14 protein-coding genes are annotated in these 15,216 nt (G+C 57.1%); 6 read left to right on the forward strand and 8 right to left on the reverse strand.

What is annotated here, in order from left to right; all coding sequences use genetic code 11:
• Positions 1-299: 299 nt before the first annotated feature.
• The 4 genes from HCU74_RS17980 to HCU74_RS17995 all read right to left on the reverse strand — a co-directional run bounded on the left by HCU74_RS17980 (position 300) and on the right by HCU74_RS17995 (position 3,588).
• The gene (locus HCU74_RS17980) at positions 300-1,025 is read right to left on the reverse strand and encodes a glutathione S-transferase family protein (RefSeq protein ID WP_168451821.1); all 726 of its coding nucleotides are present in this window, start codon (positions 1,023-1,025) and stop codon (positions 300-302) included.
• Positions 1,026-1,226: 201 nt separating this feature from the next.
• On the reverse strand, positions 1,227-1,904 hold the full coding sequence (locus HCU74_RS17985; RefSeq protein ID WP_168451822.1) for a TetR/AcrR family transcriptional regulator: 678 nt from the start codon (positions 1,902-1,904) through the stop codon (positions 1,227-1,229).
• Between the two features lie 36 nt (positions 1,905-1,940).
• A complete protein-coding gene (locus tag HCU74_RS17990) occupies positions 1,941-2,732 on the reverse strand; it encodes an enoyl-CoA hydratase/isomerase family protein (RefSeq protein ID WP_168451823.1) in 792 nt (263 codons plus the stop codon).
• A 46-nt stretch (positions 2,733-2,778) separates the two neighbouring features.
• On the reverse strand, positions 2,779-3,588 hold the full coding sequence (locus HCU74_RS17995; protein ID WP_168451824.1) for an SDR family oxidoreductase: 810 nt from the start codon (positions 3,586-3,588) through the stop codon (positions 2,779-2,781).
• Between the two features lie 478 nt (positions 3,589-4,066).
• On the opposite strand from HCU74_RS17995, the gene HCU74_RS18000 reads away from it, so the two are divergent.
• From HCU74_RS18000 to HCU74_RS18025, 6 genes are all read left to right on the forward strand, one after another.
• On the forward strand, positions 4,067-5,554 hold the full coding sequence (locus HCU74_RS18000; RefSeq protein ID WP_168451825.1) for an acetyl-CoA carboxylase biotin carboxylase subunit: 1,488 nt from the start codon (positions 4,067-4,069) through the stop codon (positions 5,552-5,554).
• 1 nt (position 5,555) lies between these two features.
• Entirely contained in the window at positions 5,556-6,062 is a 507-nt protein-coding gene (locus HCU74_RS20345; protein WP_168451826.1) for a biotin/lipoyl-containing protein, read from the forward strand.
• Positions 6,063-6,112: 50 nt separating this feature from the next.
• Positions 6,113-7,720 carry an acyl-CoA carboxylase subunit beta gene (locus HCU74_RS18010; protein ID WP_168451827.1) on the forward strand — a complete coding sequence of 536 codons (1,608 nt, stop codon included), beginning with the start codon at positions 6,113-6,115 and terminating at the stop codon, positions 7,718-7,720.
• 29 nt (positions 7,721-7,749) lie between these two features.
• Positions 7,750-8,922, forward strand: coding sequence for an acyl-CoA dehydrogenase family protein (locus HCU74_RS18015; RefSeq protein WP_168451828.1), 1,173 nt, complete (start codon positions 7,750-7,752; stop codon positions 8,920-8,922).
• Positions 8,923-8,924: 2 nt separating this feature from the next.
• A complete protein-coding gene (locus tag HCU74_RS18020; RefSeq protein WP_168451829.1) occupies positions 8,925-9,773 on the forward strand; it encodes an SDR family oxidoreductase in 849 nt (282 codons plus the stop codon).
• Positions 9,774-9,850: 77 nt separating this feature from the next.
• Entirely contained in the window at positions 9,851-11,365 is a 1,515-nt protein-coding gene (locus HCU74_RS18025; RefSeq protein WP_345889711.1) for a DUF3336 domain-containing protein, read from the forward strand.
• Positions 11,366-11,421: 56 nt separating this feature from the next.
• Here the strand turns inward: HCU74_RS18025 and pta are convergent, their stop codons facing one another.
• Genes pta through HCU74_RS18045 form a run of 4 tightly spaced genes read right to left on the reverse strand, consistent with a single transcriptional unit; the run spans position 11,422 to position 14,962 of the window.
• The gene (pta, locus tag HCU74_RS18030) at positions 11,422-12,390 is read right to left on the reverse strand and encodes a phosphate acetyltransferase (protein ID WP_168451830.1); all 969 of its coding nucleotides are present in this window, start codon (positions 12,388-12,390) and stop codon (positions 11,422-11,424) included.
• A 10-nt stretch (positions 12,391-12,400) separates the two neighbouring features.
• Positions 12,401-12,742 carry an AtuA-related protein gene (locus HCU74_RS18035; RefSeq protein WP_168451831.1) on the reverse strand — a complete coding sequence of 114 codons (342 nt, stop codon included), beginning with the start codon at positions 12,740-12,742 and terminating at the stop codon, positions 12,401-12,403.
• A 1-nt stretch (position 12,743) separates the two neighbouring features.
• On the reverse strand, positions 12,744-14,114 hold the full coding sequence (locus tag HCU74_RS18040; RefSeq protein ID WP_168451832.1) for an acyclic terpene utilization AtuA family protein: 1,371 nt from the start codon (positions 14,112-14,114) through the stop codon (positions 12,744-12,746).
• A 56-nt stretch (positions 14,115-14,170) separates the two neighbouring features.
• Positions 14,171-14,962, reverse strand: coding sequence for an enoyl-CoA hydratase/isomerase family protein (locus tag HCU74_RS18045; protein WP_168451833.1), 792 nt, complete (start codon positions 14,960-14,962; stop codon positions 14,171-14,173).
• Between the last annotated feature and the right edge of the window lie 254 nt (positions 14,963-15,216).

Consider the following 15,216-nt stretch of genomic DNA (forward strand, 5'->3'; position numbering starts at 1 on the left):
TAGGAGCTTGCCCCGCAAGCGAACCCTCTCGTGCTTTAGTGAGTCCGCTGTCATTCGCGCGGGGGCCGCGCTCCCACATGGGGGAATCTGTCTGAGTGGGGAAGTGCTTCCACTTATGGAGGACACGCCCTGTAGGAGCTTGCCCCGCAAGCGAACCCTTTCGGGCTTTAGCGAATCCGCTGCCATTCGCGCGGGGGCCGCGCTCCCACAGGTGGAATCTGTTTGAGTGGGGAAGAACTCTCACCTATGCAGGGCGCCCCCCTGTAGGAGCTTGCCCCGCAAGCGAACCCTCTCGGGCTTCAGCGAATCGCCGGTCCGCCGGTCATGCTTTCTATCCGGGCCATCCATGCAAGGACATTGGGGGAATTTTCGATAATTGGCAAACCCTTGGATGAGCCTGCGATGCATTCAAGCTGGGCCAATACGCTGATGTCGGCGAGGCTCAGGGCATCGCCGACAAGGTATTGCTGCCCCTGATCGAGCATGGCTTCAAGGCTGGCAATATGGCGAGTCAGTTCCTTTAGAATATCCGCTTCGCTGCGCTTGGCCAGTCCCTGGTTGGTGCCCTGCTTTTTGGTCAGGTAGGGCACCAGCGGGCGCGCCAGTTTCTGCATAATCGCGTTATCGTACTTGAGTATCTCGGTCACCCAGCGCTGGCGGTCATGGAGCCAGGTAAAGCGCATGGTCATTTCGAAAAAGTAGAGGCTTTCGTCGGCCCAGTCTTCGAGAATATCCACCAGGGCTCGCTGCGCGGGGGCATCGGGAAACAACGGTGGTGAGGGAAAACGGGCGTCCAGTTCCCGGCAGATGTCACTGGAATCGACGAGGACATCGCTGCCGATTTCGACCACGGGCACCTTGCCAATGGGCGAAAGTTTTTTCAGTTTACCCAGCTCGCCCATCGGCACGTTAATAATTTCGGCGTCGAGGCCCTTGTAGGCGAGCACGCGCCTTACCTTGTCGCAGAAGGGGGAAATTTCCAGTTGGTGGACACGTATTGCTTGGCTGGTATTTGGCGTGGTCATAGCAGTCCCTGTTTGGTCATTATTGGATGTCAGAACCTGTTCTACCTGAACCCGACCACTGCCTGTATTGATCGGGTTGCAGGACCTGTTCGCACGGTTTGCATTTTCGCTGCTGGAGGGGCTTTGCCGGGGCGAAACAAAAAGCCCTGTGGCTTGCAGCTAAACACCTCCGTTCAGCGATGCAGTTGGTATTGACCGGCCCTAATTAATCAGCGTATTCAGCTTGAGGATCAGTTGGTTAACCTCGCTGGAAATATTGTCCGGGCGACTGACAATGCCGCTGTATACCAACTGGGTGAGCTGGTCAGAAATGTCGTCGATGTCCTCCCGGCGGGTGCCGGAGACCAGATCCCACAGATAGTGTTCGATGGCGCCAAATACCACATTGCGCACCAGTATCGGCGAGGCGAACTCGGCGATCTCGCCGTTTTCCTTGCCTTCCCGCACTATGGTCACCACTACATTGGTGTAGCGCTTGTTCAGCTTGTGTACTTTGTCGAGCAACTCGGTTTGGCTGCCGCGCGACTCATTAAGAATTACTGTGCACAGGTCGGCGTTGTCATGCAAAAACGACATATGGGTATGTATGACATAGCGGATGCGGTTGCGTGTACCGTGAATCCGCGAGACTCCCAGTTCCATCGTGGCGGTAATATCGGAGTAGAACTCTTCGATAACCTTGGCCATCAGTGCGCGCTTGGTCTTGAAATAGTGCAGCACCGTGCCCTCGACCACACCGACTTCCTCGGCGATATCGGCAATGGTTGACGACTCATAACCCTGTTTTTCAAAGACCTTGCGCGCGGCCCGAATAATTTCTTCCTGGCGTTGCTCCCGGCTCAGTCGGGTGCGGGTTCCGGTTTTTCTAGCTTTGCTCAAGACCTGTTCTCTCTGTGTCGGGGGCGGGTTTCCGCCTTATTCATCGCCGTGGGCGATGAAGTCCGGGTTGCGCCGTTCGCTGAAGGCGCGTAGTCCTTCCTTGAAGGCTGCACCGCCAAAGCTGCTGGTCTGCAATTCTCGCTCCAGCTCCAGCTGTTGTTCGTAGCTGTTTACCGTGGCAGCGCGCAGCAGCTCTTTGCTGCGTCGTATTGCTGCGGGTGAAGACTGCGCGAGCTGCTCGGCCAGCTGTTGCGCGGCGTCGGCCAGTTCGGCGTCGTCGTAGCAGCGCCATACCATGCCGGCGGCGGCAGCGTCGCTGGCACTGAGGGCTTCGCCGGTCAATGTTAGCGCCAGCGCTTGATTATAATTGAGGCTGCGGGTAATAAGCCACGATGCTCCCATGTCAGGGACAACGCCCAGCTTGGGAACGAAGGGGAGAGAGAAGTACGCCGATTTTGCCATCAAACAAATGTCGCCGCTCAGGGCGAGGCCGACGCCAGCCCCGATGGCCGGGCCATTCACAGCGGTGACCAGGGGTTTGGGCAGCGACCGCAGCAGGCGACCAAAGGGGTTGTAAACCTTCTCCATGGCGTCGCTGATATAGTCGTCCATGGGAATGGTTTGGCTCATGAAGTTTTTCAGATTGCCACCCGCGCTGAAAAACTTGCCGTTGCCGGTGAGGATGACCGCGCGAATATCATTGTTGTTCATGGCCTCGTTGAGGCATTCAGTCGCGGCGGCGACAAGAGCTTCGCTGATGCCGTTGAATGACGAGGGGTCATCGAGGGCGATGCGGCGGACGTGGTTGGTGTCGGAAAAACTGATCATGGCGTGTGCTTCCTGTGTCGCCTCGGGGCGTTTTATTCTCGCGGTGTTACGGCTTCTTTTTTGAGGAGGTCAGGCAGTCCAGTGAGGCGTCGCCCAGCTGATAGCCGCCATCGACATCAATCACGGTGCCGTTGACGTATTTGCCTACCTCGCTGCTGAGGTAGATGGCGGCATCGCCAATATCGCGGACTTCACCCAGACGTCGTATGGGCAGAGCGTCGATCATCTTTTGTCCGCCCTCGGGGTCGGTGGCAAACAGGCGCTTGAGTCCCTCAGTATCGCCGGTCAGCCCCGGGGCTATGCCGTTGACCCGGACTCCCGCAGGGCCCCATTCCATGGCCAGGGTTTTCAGCAGGGCGTTGACGCCAGCCTTTGCGGCGCAGACATGGGCCTGTAGCGGCGTGGGGTTGACCGCCTGCGGCGCGGTGATGGCGATAAAGGAAGAACCCGGTTTGCTGCAATGGTCGAAGCCCGCACGAAACACGTGATAAGTGCCGAGCAGGTCGATATCAACGATGGTTTTGAAGCCGTTGGGGCTGATGTCGACGGCCGGAGCAAAAAAATTGCCCGCAGCGCCGGCAATAACGATGTCGAGGCTTTTGGTCTGGGCGACGGTGTCTTTCATCGCCTGGTTGACGGCGTCGTAGTCGCGCACATCAACACTGAAAAACAGGCTGGTGGGAGCGCCGGCCTCGCGAATCTCTGCGGCGGCGGCTTCGCCCCGCTCCGGGTTGCGGCCGATGACTGCCACGCTTGCGCCGTGCTGGGCCAGGGCCTTGGCAATACCCAGGTTTATGCCGCTGGTGCCGCCGGAAATAAATGCCGTTTTGCCTGCCAGAATGGATTCTTTAAACACCTTGATGTGCCTCGCTTAACAATGGTGATTTTTTTCGAGAATACAGTAATATTGAATTATGCTCAATATGGGTTGAAATTTTATTGTCGAATGGGTCAATAGCAGGTAGTATTTCTTCATAGCCCTCTCTGGTTTTGTGCTACAGCTGTAGCCTTGGTCACGGTTTTGTGTGGGTGTTGTTGACTTTATGTGTTGATCTATGTATCAATAGCTATAGTTAAGCAAGGCTCAATAGCCGGGTCGCTTTGTTGTGCTGAAAGCGTGGCAGGCGGCGGTGGCGCTCGAATATGTAACTCCTTTGCCGCTCTTCGGGGCGGCTGTTTTCGAGTTTTTCCGTAGCTGTTGAGCATGGGTTAGTTTGAGTTAGGTAGTAAAAGAGGTGAATTCAGCGACATTCGCCTTTTTTTAGGGTTTAGTATTGAGTATTACTCAATTATGCTATTGAGTAATGCAGTGAGCGACAACGTGGAATACAACGATGCCTGATAAGCGAGAGTTCAAGAAAGTGCTGGTAGCGAATCGTGGAGAGATCGCGGTTCGTATCCTGCGCAGTATAAAAGACATGGGCCTGCAGTCGGCCCTGCTGTTTCACCGGGTGGAGATCGATAGCCCTTCGGTCAAGATGGCCGATGAAGCCTTTGAGGTGACAGGGGAGACGCCCGTTGCGGCCTACCTCGATATTCCTCAAATCGTCAAAATCTGCGTTGAAAATAATATTGATGCCGTGCATCCCGGCTACGGCTTTTTGTCGGAGAACGCGGCCTTTGTCCGGGCGCTCGACGAAGCCGGAATCTGCTTTATCGGGCCTCGTCCGGAAGCCATGACGCTGATGGGTGACAAAATCGGTTCGCGCAACTTTGTGCAGGAGCGGGGCTTCCCCGTTGCACCTTCGGTGATTGATGAGGGTGACGAGGAGCAGTTGGTGAGCCGCATTCTCGACATCGGCTTTCCTATGGTTATCAAGGCCTCTGCGGGCGGCGGCGGCAAGGGTATGCAGATTGTCCGCGATGAAAAGTCCCTGCGCGAGGTGCTGGCGACGGCCCGCGTCGAGGCCCAGCGCTACTTTGGTGACCCGCGGGTCTATGCCGAGCGCTACGTGGAAAACCCCCGTCATATCGAAGTGCAGGTGCTGGGTGACGAGCACGGCAACTGTGTCCACCTGTGGGAGCGTGAGTGCTCGATTCAGCGCCGCTTCCAGAAAGTTGTTGAGGAAACGCCATCTCCGGCTCTGGACCAGAAGCAGCGCCAGGATATCTGCGAGGTCGCGGTGGGAATCGCCAAGGCGGTCAACTACACCGGCGCTGGTACGATTGAATTTATCTACGCCCCTGACGGTGAGTTCTATTTCCTTGAGATGAACACCCGTATTCAGGTGGAGCACCCCATTACCGAAATGGTGACTGGCGTCGATCTGGTCGCAGAACAGATTCGCATTGCCCAGGGCCTGCCGCTGAGCTTGTCCCAGGATGAGATCAAGCAGGAAGGCCACGCGATTGAGTGCCGTATCTGTGCCGAAATTCCCGATGAAGACTTCGCTCCCGCCGCCGGTAAGGTGCTGATGCTGCGTCCACCGGTGGGTCCTGGTCGCCGCTTTGACAGCGGTGCTTATGAAGGCCAGAAAATCGGTACGGCTTTCGATTCGATGATCGCCAAGCTGGTTGTGCACGCTGAAGACCGCCCCGCGGCGATTCAAGCAGCTCTGGACGCTCTGAATGATTTTGTCATTCTCGGAGTGGATACCAACGCTGACTACTGTGGTCGGGTGCTGCGTCATCCCGCCTTTGCCAGCGGCGACACCAACACCAGCTTTATCAAGGAATACCAAGCGGACCTGCAGCCCCGGGCGGTCGGTGAAGAGCTTCACGCGGCAGCGCTGGCGACTGCGGCGCTGAGTGACCGACAATTTGTGGCGATGATGGACGAGATTCCTTATCCCTACCGGCTGATGAAAGAGTGGAGAAACTGAGGTGAGATATACATTCAAGATCGCTGGCGAAATGGTCAGTATCGCGCCGCGTAGCCTCGCTGACGAATTGGTACTGGCCATTGGCGACGAGGATTATGCCATCGCCTTTGACCACGAACGCGATGGTCGCTGTACCCTCGATATCAATGGCAAGCGTTTCGAATCCTGGGTTGCCCGGGATGGCGACGACATCTTTTTGAAGATCGACGGCCAATATATAAAGGTCACGGCATTTGATCCGCGCTCACTGGCGGCGGGTAGCGCCGAAGGTGAGGGTAGCGTGCGCGCGCCGATGCCTGGTGTGGTAATCGAAGTGCTGGTCGCCGAGGGCGATGAAGTGGTCGAGGGAGCGAAACTGATGACCATCGAAAGCATGAAGCTGCAGTCGACAGTCACCGCTGCCTGCGACGGCGTTGTGCGCTCGATCAGCGTGGCCGCTGGCTCCGAGTTTAACAAGGACGATGTGCTGGTCGAAATCGAAGGGCACCCGTCGCCGAGCGATGCGTAGCGGACACTGCACCCCTATTCACTAATTAACAGAACGGCTGGACTTTCGCCATGCGTAGAATTCAAAGTCGGATCAATACTCAGTCATCCGAATATCAGGAAAATATCAAGGCCAACGAATCCCGTTTGGCAGAGTTTCACCGACGTCAGGAGGCGGCGCGATACACCCGTCCCCAACGCGACCTCGATCGATTGGCCCGGCAGGAAAAAATGCTGCCGCGACAAAGACTAGAAATGCTGCTCGATCCCGGCACTCCCTTTCTGGAGCTGTCTACCCTGGCGGCCGGTGAACTTTATGACGGCGACGCGCCCTCAGCTGGTTGTATAACCGGTATCGGCATCGTCGCTGGCCGTGAAGTGGTCATCCACGCGAACGACAGCACCGTGAAGGGTGGTGCGTGGTTCCCGATGACCATCAAGAAAATTGTCCGGGCAATGGACATCGCCATCGAAAACCGCTTGCCGGTGATTCACCTCTGCGACAGCGCCGGTGGCTTTTTACCCCTGCAATCGGAACTGTTCGGCGATAAATACTACGCCGGTCGCATCTTTCGCAACCAGGCTATTCTGTCGAAGATGGGCGTCAAACAGCTGGCGCTGGTGTTTGGCCACTGTACCGCGGGCGGTGCCTATGTGCCGGCAATGAGTGACTACAGCGTTATTGTGCGTGGCACTGGTGCGGTATTCCTGGGTGGGCCGCCGCTGGTGAAAGCCGCTACCGGTGAAGAGGTGACGGTTGAGGAACTCGGTGGTGCCGACATGCATACCTCGGTGTCGGGCACCTGTGACTACCCGGCGGAAACCGAAGAGGAAGCCATTGCAATCGGTCGCGAGATCGTCGCCCAGTGGAGCAAGCCGCAGAAGTGGGATGCCCAACAACAGGCGCCAGAGGCACCCTACTACGACCCGAAAGAGTTGTACGGCATTATTCCGGCCAATATCAAAACCCAATTCGATATGATGGAAGTGATCGCCCGTATCGTTGATGGCAGTCGCTTCCATGAATATCAGCCCAACTACGGCAAAACCATTATCTGTGGTTACGCCCATATCTGGGGCTATAAAGTAGGCATTGTGGCGAACAACGGCATTCTGTTTAACGACAGCTCCAAAAAAGCGTCGCACTTTATTCAACTGTGTAACCAGAATAAAACGCCGCTGGTCTTCCTGCAGAATATCACCGGCTACATGGTGGGTAAGGCCTACGAGCGTGAGGGGATTACCAAGGATGGCGCCAAAATGATTATGGCCCAGGCCGGTAGCGAAGTGCCCAAGTTTACAGTGATGACCAACGGTTCCTACGGCGCCGGTAACTACGGTATGTGTGGTCGCGCCTACGACGCCCGCTTCCTGTTCAGCTGGCCAAACAGCGAAATCTCGGTAATGGGTGCAGAGCAGGCGGCGAAAACCCTGACTACCATTAAAACCAACCAGCTCAAGCGCGAAGGCAAGGAACTGGATACGGCTGAACAGAAGCGTATTGAACAGGAAATAATTGAGGACTATCACCACAAAAGCAGTGCGTATTACACCTCGTCACTGATTTGGGATGACGGCATTCTCGATCCGGCTGACACCCGTAATGCCTTGGGTATGGCGATAGCGGCATCATTGAATGCGCCTATTGGTCACCCTCACTACGGTGTGTTCCGGGTATAGCCCTTAATGAATTTCTTGCGGAGAAAACCATGACAGATTTTTTTCAACTCGGTGACGAACATCGGGAATTGCTGGACCACGCTGACCGCATTGCCCGGGAGCAGTTGTACCCGCTGGCGCAAAAAATGGACGACGATGAGTGGTGGCCCACCGAGGTGTTTCCCCAACTGGGCGAGCTGGGCTTGCTCGGTGTGACGGTATCGCCGGAATACGGCGGCGCGGGCCTGGACTTTCTGTCCTGCGGGGTGATCGCCCAGGCTTTCGGTCGCTGGAATCACGCAATGGGTCTGGCGTGGGTAGTGCACGACAATCTGTTCGCCAATAATATCTACGCCAATGCCAGCGAGCATCTCAAGCAGAAATACCTGCCCGATGTCTGCGCTGGTAAAAAAATCGGCGCGCTGGGGCTGACCGAGCCGGGCGCAGGTTCCGACGCACTGGGCTCCATGCGCACCACCGCGGTGAAGGATGGCGACCACTACGTGCTTAACGGCGCAAAAATCTATATCACCAATGGGCCGATCGCTGATCTGGTGCTGGTCTATGCCAAAACTGACAAAAATGCCGGCAGCAAAGGTGTGACCGCATTTTTGGTTGAGACCACGACGCCGGGCTTCAAGGTGGCGCAGAAACTGACCAAGATGGGCTTCCGGGGCAGTCAGACCGCTGAGCTGGTGTTTGAGGATTGCCGTATCCCGGCGGAAAACATTGTTGGCGAGCTGGGTCAGGGCCACAAGGTCGTGATGAGTGGACTCGATCTGGAGCGGGCGATGATTAACCCGCTGTGTGTGGGCATTGCCGAGCGCGCGCTGGAATTGTGTGTGGACTACGCAAAAACCCGCGAGCAATTCAAGCAGCCGATTGCCAGTTTCCAGATGGTACAAAGTCGCCTGGCGGACATGTACGCCTGGATTGAAAGCATGAAGCTGATGACCTACCGCGCACTGGCCGCCTGTCAGAAGGTGGGTCACGGTGAAGCCGGTCGCGGCGAAATCCACAAAATCACCGCCGCTGCCATTATGTACGTGGCTAACACCATGAATCAGGTTGTCGATAACGGCGTGCAGATTCACGGCGGTAGCGGTTATATCTGGGAGTCGGAAATGAATCGGCTGTTTCGGGCAACCAAGCTGATGGAAATCGGCGCGGGCACCACCGAAGTGCGCAAGCTCATCATTGCCGGTGAGCTGCTGAGCGAGTAGTCATGGCTGACTCGCCCCGTGTAATGGGGGATGCGGATTTTGCCCGTGCCCCCCTGCCATTTTCCGCGACCGGATTTGCCGGAAAAACGGTGCTGGTCAGCGGTGGTGGCAGTGGCATCGGCAAGGCTACGGCCTGGTTGTTTGCCCGCCTCGGTGCTCAGGTCATTGTCACTGGGCGCACCGAAGAAAAACTGGTCACGACGGTAGAAGCCATTCGCGCCCAGGGGCTGCTGGCGGACTACCGAGTGCAGGATATTCGCGACTACGACGGCGTCGCCACCCTGTTTGCTGAGCTCTATGGTGAATATGGCGGTGTCGATGTGCTGATCAACAATGCCGGCGGACAGTTTCCCCAGCCGGCTATCGACTTTTCCAAAAACGGTTTCGACGCTGTGGTGGCCAATAACCTCAACGGTAGTTGGTACATGATGCAGCACGCCGCGCTACAGTGGCGTGATTCCGCCAAGGCGGGGTGTATTGTCAATATTGTCGCTGTTGTGCCTCGTGGTATGGCCGGTGGCGCCCATACCTGCGCGGCGCGTGCCGGGGTCATTCACCTGTCCAAGACCGTCGCGGTGGAATGGGCTGAGTACGGCATTCGGGTGAACTGTGTTGCCCCCGGCGTTATCTTCTCCGAGGGCATGGGGGTCTATTCCGAAGAGGCTCGCAGCGCCTTCGACCAATCCAATCCGATGCGTCGCTTCGGCACGCCCTGGGATATTGCCCAAAGCTGCGTATTTCTCAGTGACAGCAGTGCCCGGTTTATAACCGGAGAAGTGCTCACCGTTGACGGTGGCGGCCAGCTCTGGGGCGACCTGTGGATGGCGGGCAAGCCGGATTATTTCAAGTAAACGACACGAACGGAACGGGCGGAGCCCGCCGACTTATCGTCGCTCCGCATCATCGATGATTTCCGAGGGGAAATATTGTGGCGTCTCTATCACGGCTTGAAGCAGCGCTGGACAATGCCGAGTCCTATAGCGAGTGGCGCGATATCGCGCAGGCTCTGGATGAAAGTCAGGGTCTCGATTACTGGCGGGCGATTGAGCGCAGCCAGCTCTACGATTTTGCCACCATTCGCGACCGCTTGGATCAGATGCGCGAGTTGCGCAACGACGGCAACGGGCCGGGTCTGCTCTACGTATTGAATGAGGGCATTCACGGTAATACCGCCGGTATAGGCAATATGGCCCTCTACGGTCGCGCTCGCTCCGGCACCAAATTTCTGGTCGAGGAATATATCGAAGAATTGGTGCAGTGTTTGCGCTATGTTGCCAGTGACCAGCTGAACAATATCAGTTTGGCTGATAAGCATGAATTCCTGCAACGGGCGAGTCACTGTGTTGGCCGCTCCGCACTGATGCTCAGCGGCTCGGGCAGCCTGTTCTACTTTCATTTAGGGGTGGTTAAGGCGCTTTGGGAGCAGGATATGCTACCGCCTATCATGTCCGGTGCCAGTGGTGGGGCATTGGTATCGGCTCTGGTGGGCACTCACACTCGGGATGAATTGACGGCAATTTTTCAACCGGAATATATCCGCTTTGAGGTGGAGAAAGAGGCCGGAATTCTTAGTCGTTTCTCGCTGTTTCGCTCGTCGCCACTGTCGCAGAAAGCGATTCGCGATTTATTTGATCGACTGATTCCCGATGTCAGTTTTCACGAGGCTTATCAGCGCACCGGCCTGAATATCAATATTTCCGTCGCCCCCGCCGAGCGGCACCAGAATTCCCGGTTGCTTAATGCGGTGGCTTCACCCAATGTGATGATTCGTGAAGCCTTGCTGGCCTCCAGCGCATTTCCCGGCGTTTTTCCTCCGGTGACGTTGATGGCGCGAAACCAGAAAGGTGAGCGACAGGCCTTTCTTCCTACACGCAAGTGGATCGACGGCTCGGTGAGCGACGACCTGCCGATCCGACGGGTGTCGCGACTGTATGGGGTGAATCACTTCATCGTCAGTCAGACCAACCCGGTGGCTCTGCCCTTTGTCGAAGAGGAGAAGGTTCAGCGGGGGTGGGGGATAGTGCGTCGGGCTTTTCGCAACACCACCCGGGAGTGGTTGTTGGCGGGAACCAAGCTGGTGGCCGGGCCTGGCTCGTTTCGACCGGGGGTGGCCCAACTGTTTCGCATGACTAGTTCGGTATTGGCACAAACCTACACCGGCGATATTAATATTCTTCCACCCAATCGTTTCCATAATCCCCTGCGCCTGTTGTCGACGCGCTCGACGGAGGAAATTATGGATATGATTCAAGCAGGAGAGCGGGCAACCTGGCCAAAAATAGAAGCCATTCGCCTGCAAACCCGTGTCAGTCGAGAATTGGATCGGTTGCTGTCAGAGCTGGAGCGCTCATTGGTGGATCGTGCCTCGGCCAGTACGAATGCCAGCACTAACGCCAGTGCGCGGCGTCCTCCGGCGGCGAAGCCGATGAGTCATATGGCTTAAGTCAACATATTCGTGGCGGGCCTGGAGCTGTAGAGGCCGGCCCTGCCGGCAAACTTCTATCGGCTCAAATTAGCCGCAATAACGGCGGTATCGACGATGTCGCTGCTCTTGCAACCCCGGGATAAATCCATCCACGGCTTTGCCAGGCCCTGAAGTAATGGGCCAATCGCCGTCGCACCAGCGAGGCGCTCTGTGGCTTTGTAAGTGATATTGCCGGAGTTGAGGTCGGGGAAAATAAAGACGTTTGCATATCCCGCTACCGCGGAGTCCGGGGCTTTGGATTTTGCTACGGCGGGCATGATGGCGGCGTCGAATTGCAGTTCGCCGTCGATAAGAATATTTGGTGCTTGAGCCTTTACCAGTGCCAGCGCATCCCGCATTTTTTGCACCGACTCGTGTTCCGCCGAGCCCTTGGTCGAAAATGAGAGCATGGCAACTCGCGGTGTTTCGCCGCTCAATTCCTGGTGGTTTCTGGCCGTGGCGATGGCAATCTGTGCAAGTTGCTCAGCATTGGGGTTGGGGTTTACGCCGCAGTCAGCGTAGGAAAACAAGCGCTGGTCGGGCATTTCCATCAGGAAAAAGCTGGAGACGAGGTTTGCACCCTCGGCCAATCCCAGTCCCTGTATGCCCGCGCGCAATACATCGGCGGTGGTAGCGACTGAGCCGGCAACGCCGCCGTCGGCGTAGCCGAGCTTGATCAGCAGCGTTGCGAGCAGCAGCGGGTTTTCTATGGCCTTTTCTGCCGCCGCAAGATCGATACCCTTGGCTGCGCGGGCCTGCTGAAAACTGCCTGCCGCACGTTGGCGCCAGTCCAGTGCATCTTCCCGCGTTGCAAAAACTTCTATCTCTTTGCTGAGGTCGGGGTGGGCTTCAAGACACAGGACTTCAACCAGCCCCTGGGCGTGCAGTGCGTTGGCTGCTTCGATAACTCTCGGGTCATGGTGTTCTGGCAGCAGTATGCGCGGTGGCGCGGCGTGCCCGCTGAGACTTTTTGCGCGTTCGCGCAACTGCCGCAGAATACTCATGCTTGATCCCTTACTTCACTTCCGCCAGCAAAGCGTCGGGAATATCCATTTCCATGTGGAGCAGCGCAAGGCTGTGTACCTTGCCCTGGGCATCCATAATCAGGGTTTCCGTTCCGCCGCCGCCGAGAGAGTCTTCAAGGATAAAGTTCAGCGCCTGCAGGTTGGGCAGGTCGTAGCGCTCAACGTCACCAAAGCAGATCTCGCTGAAATGGGCCTTGACCCGCTCGGTGGTAAGATTTTCTTTCAGGAATTCGTAGATCGCCGGAGTGCGGGCCTTGATCCCCACATTGCTGCCGTCGCCCTTGTCGCCTGAGCGGGCAATGGCGACATCCATTAGTTTGACCTTGGCCATGTTAAACCTCCTCCACGATTACGGTGGTAGTAACTTTGTTTTTGTCGATCAGGGCCGGCCAGTAGCCGACGATTTCAGTGGGGCGAGGGCGGCCTGCGGCAAAGCCGGTGACGCCTACCGGGCCGCTGGTAATCAGCGGAGCCAGTTCGCGGCCGAGAATGTTCAGCAGGTTCTTGTCATTGCTCTTGGCGCCGACCCGCAGCATGACTTCGGCGGGGGCTTCGCTCTGTTTGACGATGCCCTTGTAGCAAACATTGGTGCCGAACAGCTCAACGAAGCGGTCTTCCTCGGGAATGGCTTTGCCGTACATGCCGACCCGCTCAAACAGAATGTCTGCGCCGAGCTGGGCTTTTTCCACGGCGTCAGGGCCGGTGTAGGTCAGCTGACCGACAATCTTGTAGCCGTTGGCGTAGGACATTGACACTTTGTAGGTGGGAGTGGGGGCAGAACCCTTGATGCCACTGACCCGCACTCGGTCCTTGCCGTCGTCGTCGAGCTGGATGGTGGTAAAGTCCGAGGTGCAGTCGGGGCCGAGATAGTTTTTCGGGTCGCCCAGTTCATACAGCAGCTGTGAAGTCACGGTGTCGATGTTGACCAGACCACCGGTGCCTTCGTGTTTGGTCACTACAAAGCTGCCGTCGGCGCTGGCCTCAACAACGGGATAGCCGATGCGGGCGAAGTCGGGCACCTTGCGCCAGTCGTTGTAGTTGCCGCCGGTGCACTGGGGGCCGCACTCGAGAATGTGGCCCATCACGGTGCCTGCGGCCAGTTTGTCATAATCGTCCAGTGACCAGCCGAATTCGTGGATCAGGGGGGCTACCACCAGAGAGGGGTCGGTCGCCCGGCCGGTGACAACAATATCCGCGCCCTGGGCCAGAGCGTCGGCAATGGGCTTGGCGCCAATGTAAACGTTGGCACTGGAGATGCGGTCGAGGATGGTGCTCAGATCGTCGCCGTTGTCGAGGTTTTTGAAACTCTCGCCAGACTTCATCAGCTCGGGCAGTTGGTCGAGGATATCGTCGCCTTCGACAATGCCGACTTTAACGCCCTTCAGGCCCAGCTCCTTAACCACCTGCTGAATCGCATCGCGACAGCCCTTGGGGTTAACTCCGCCGGCGTTGGCGATGACTTTGATGCCCTTTTCCTTGCAGCGGGGCAGAATCTGGCGAAGCATATCGACAAAGTCGGTGGCGTAACCCGCGTCGGGGTTGCGCAGTTTTTGCTTCTGCATAATGCTCATGGTGACTTCGGCGAGATAGTCGAGGGTCAAATAGTCCAGTGGACCTTCCTCAACCAGACGCAGAGGGCCGAGGAGGCTGTCGCCCCAGAAGCCCTGTCCATTGGCGATGAGTACTTTCTTGTCGTCGCTCATAAAAGATACCTGTCAGTATTTGGCTTTGGACGCTGGCAAAGCTGCCCAGCGCGGGTTTATGAAATCCAGTTAGGAGTGCGTTTTTCCAGGAAGGCGCTCAGCCCCTCGCGACCTTCGTCGGAGTCGCGGGTGCGGGCTATGCGCTGGCTGCTTTCTTCAATCAGCTCGTCGCTGAGGGGGCGGTCAGTTAGGTCGAAGGCGAGGCGCTTGGCGTTGGCCACTGCCGCCGGACCGTTGCGGACTACCCCGTCTGCCAGTTTGCTGATAAAGGCCAGCGCGGTTTCTTCGCTGTCGAAGATCTCGCTGACCAGTCCCAGTTCAAAGCCCCGCTGGGCGTTAATCACTTCTGCGGTGGTGAAATAGCGGCGCGCGGCGCGCTGACCAATGGCCCGTGCCACATAGGGGCTGATAGTGGCGGGGATCATGCCGACTTTGACTTCGCTAAGGCAGAATGCGGCCCTGGGGGTGGCGACGGTAATGTCGCAGCAGGCCGCGAGGCCAACACCGCCGCCATAGGCGGCGCCCTGAACCAGCGCGATGGTGGTTTTGGGTAACTCATTCAGCGCGCGCAGCATGGCGGCAATGCCGCGGGAGTCCTGCAGGTTTTCCTCATAGCTGTAGTTCGCCATGCGCTTCATCCAGTTCATGTCGCCGCCGGCGCAAAAACTTTTGCCGGCACCACGCAGCAGCAGTGCGCGCACGGCGGGGTCTTTACCTGCTCTGTCAAAGCACTCATGCAGTGCAGCGACGACTTCGTCGTTGAAGGCATTGTGTACTTCCGGGCGGTTCAGGGTGACGCTGGCGACACCGTTACTGTCCAGCTGGTAAATGACGTCCTGCTCGCTCATGGCTATTAACCACTCCGTCGCTCTATTGATTCGAATGTTAATAACGGAAAAGGTAGCATGGTGCCTGTCGCCTGTCTATTGAATTATGCTCAATACTGGTTTTTGATTGTTACCCTGCGATCTGTGTTCGGTAGTTGGTGCGATGCCGGTTGTTGCGTTTTCAGGGTATATTTGGCGGATTTATGCTCGTTTTCGGCGACGGATTTGTTCCACGGTGAAGTGGGTGAGTGTTTGTTGAGTTATATGTAATAAGG

The organism is Spongiibacter thalassae (assembly GCF_012272835.1).
Taxonomy (GTDB): Bacteria; Pseudomonadota; Gammaproteobacteria; order Pseudomonadales; family Spongiibacteraceae; genus Spongiibacter; species Spongiibacter thalassae.

Excerpts from the sequence above, each read along its gene's own strand:
- HCU74_RS17980 (WP_168451821.1), bottom strand. The coding sequence starts at position 1,025 with ATGACCACGCCAAATACCAGCCAAGCAATACGTGTCCACCAACTGGAA.
- HCU74_RS17990 (WP_168451823.1), bottom strand. The coding sequence starts at position 2,732 with ATGATCAGTTTTTCCGACACCAACCACGTCCGCCGCATCGCCCTCGAT.
- HCU74_RS18000 (WP_168451825.1), top strand. The coding sequence starts at position 4,067 with ATGCCTGATAAGCGAGAGTTCAAGAAAGTGCTGGTAGCGAATCGTGGA.
- HCU74_RS18010 (WP_168451827.1), top strand. The coding sequence starts at position 6,113 with ATGCGTAGAATTCAAAGTCGGATCAATACTCAGTCATCCGAATATCAG.
- HCU74_RS18015 (WP_168451828.1), top strand. The coding sequence starts at position 7,750 with ATGACAGATTTTTTTCAACTCGGTGACGAACATCGGGAATTGCTGGAC.
- HCU74_RS18020 (WP_168451829.1), top strand. The coding sequence starts at position 8,925 with ATGGCTGACTCGCCCCGTGTAATGGGGGATGCGGATTTTGCCCGTGCC.
- pta (WP_168451830.1), bottom strand. The coding sequence starts at position 12,390 with ATGAGTATTCTGCGGCAGTTGCGCGAACGCGCAAAAAGTCTCAGCGGG.
- HCU74_RS18035 (WP_168451831.1), bottom strand. The coding sequence starts at position 12,742 with ATGGCCAAGGTCAAACTAATGGATGTCGCCATTGCCCGCTCAGGCGAC.
- HCU74_RS18040 (WP_168451832.1), bottom strand. The coding sequence starts at position 14,114 with ATGAGCGACGACAAGAAAGTACTCATCGCCAATGGACAGGGCTTCTGG.
- HCU74_RS18045 (WP_168451833.1), bottom strand. The coding sequence starts at position 14,962 with ATGAGCGAGCAGGACGTCATTTACCAGCTGGACAGTAACGGTGTCGCC.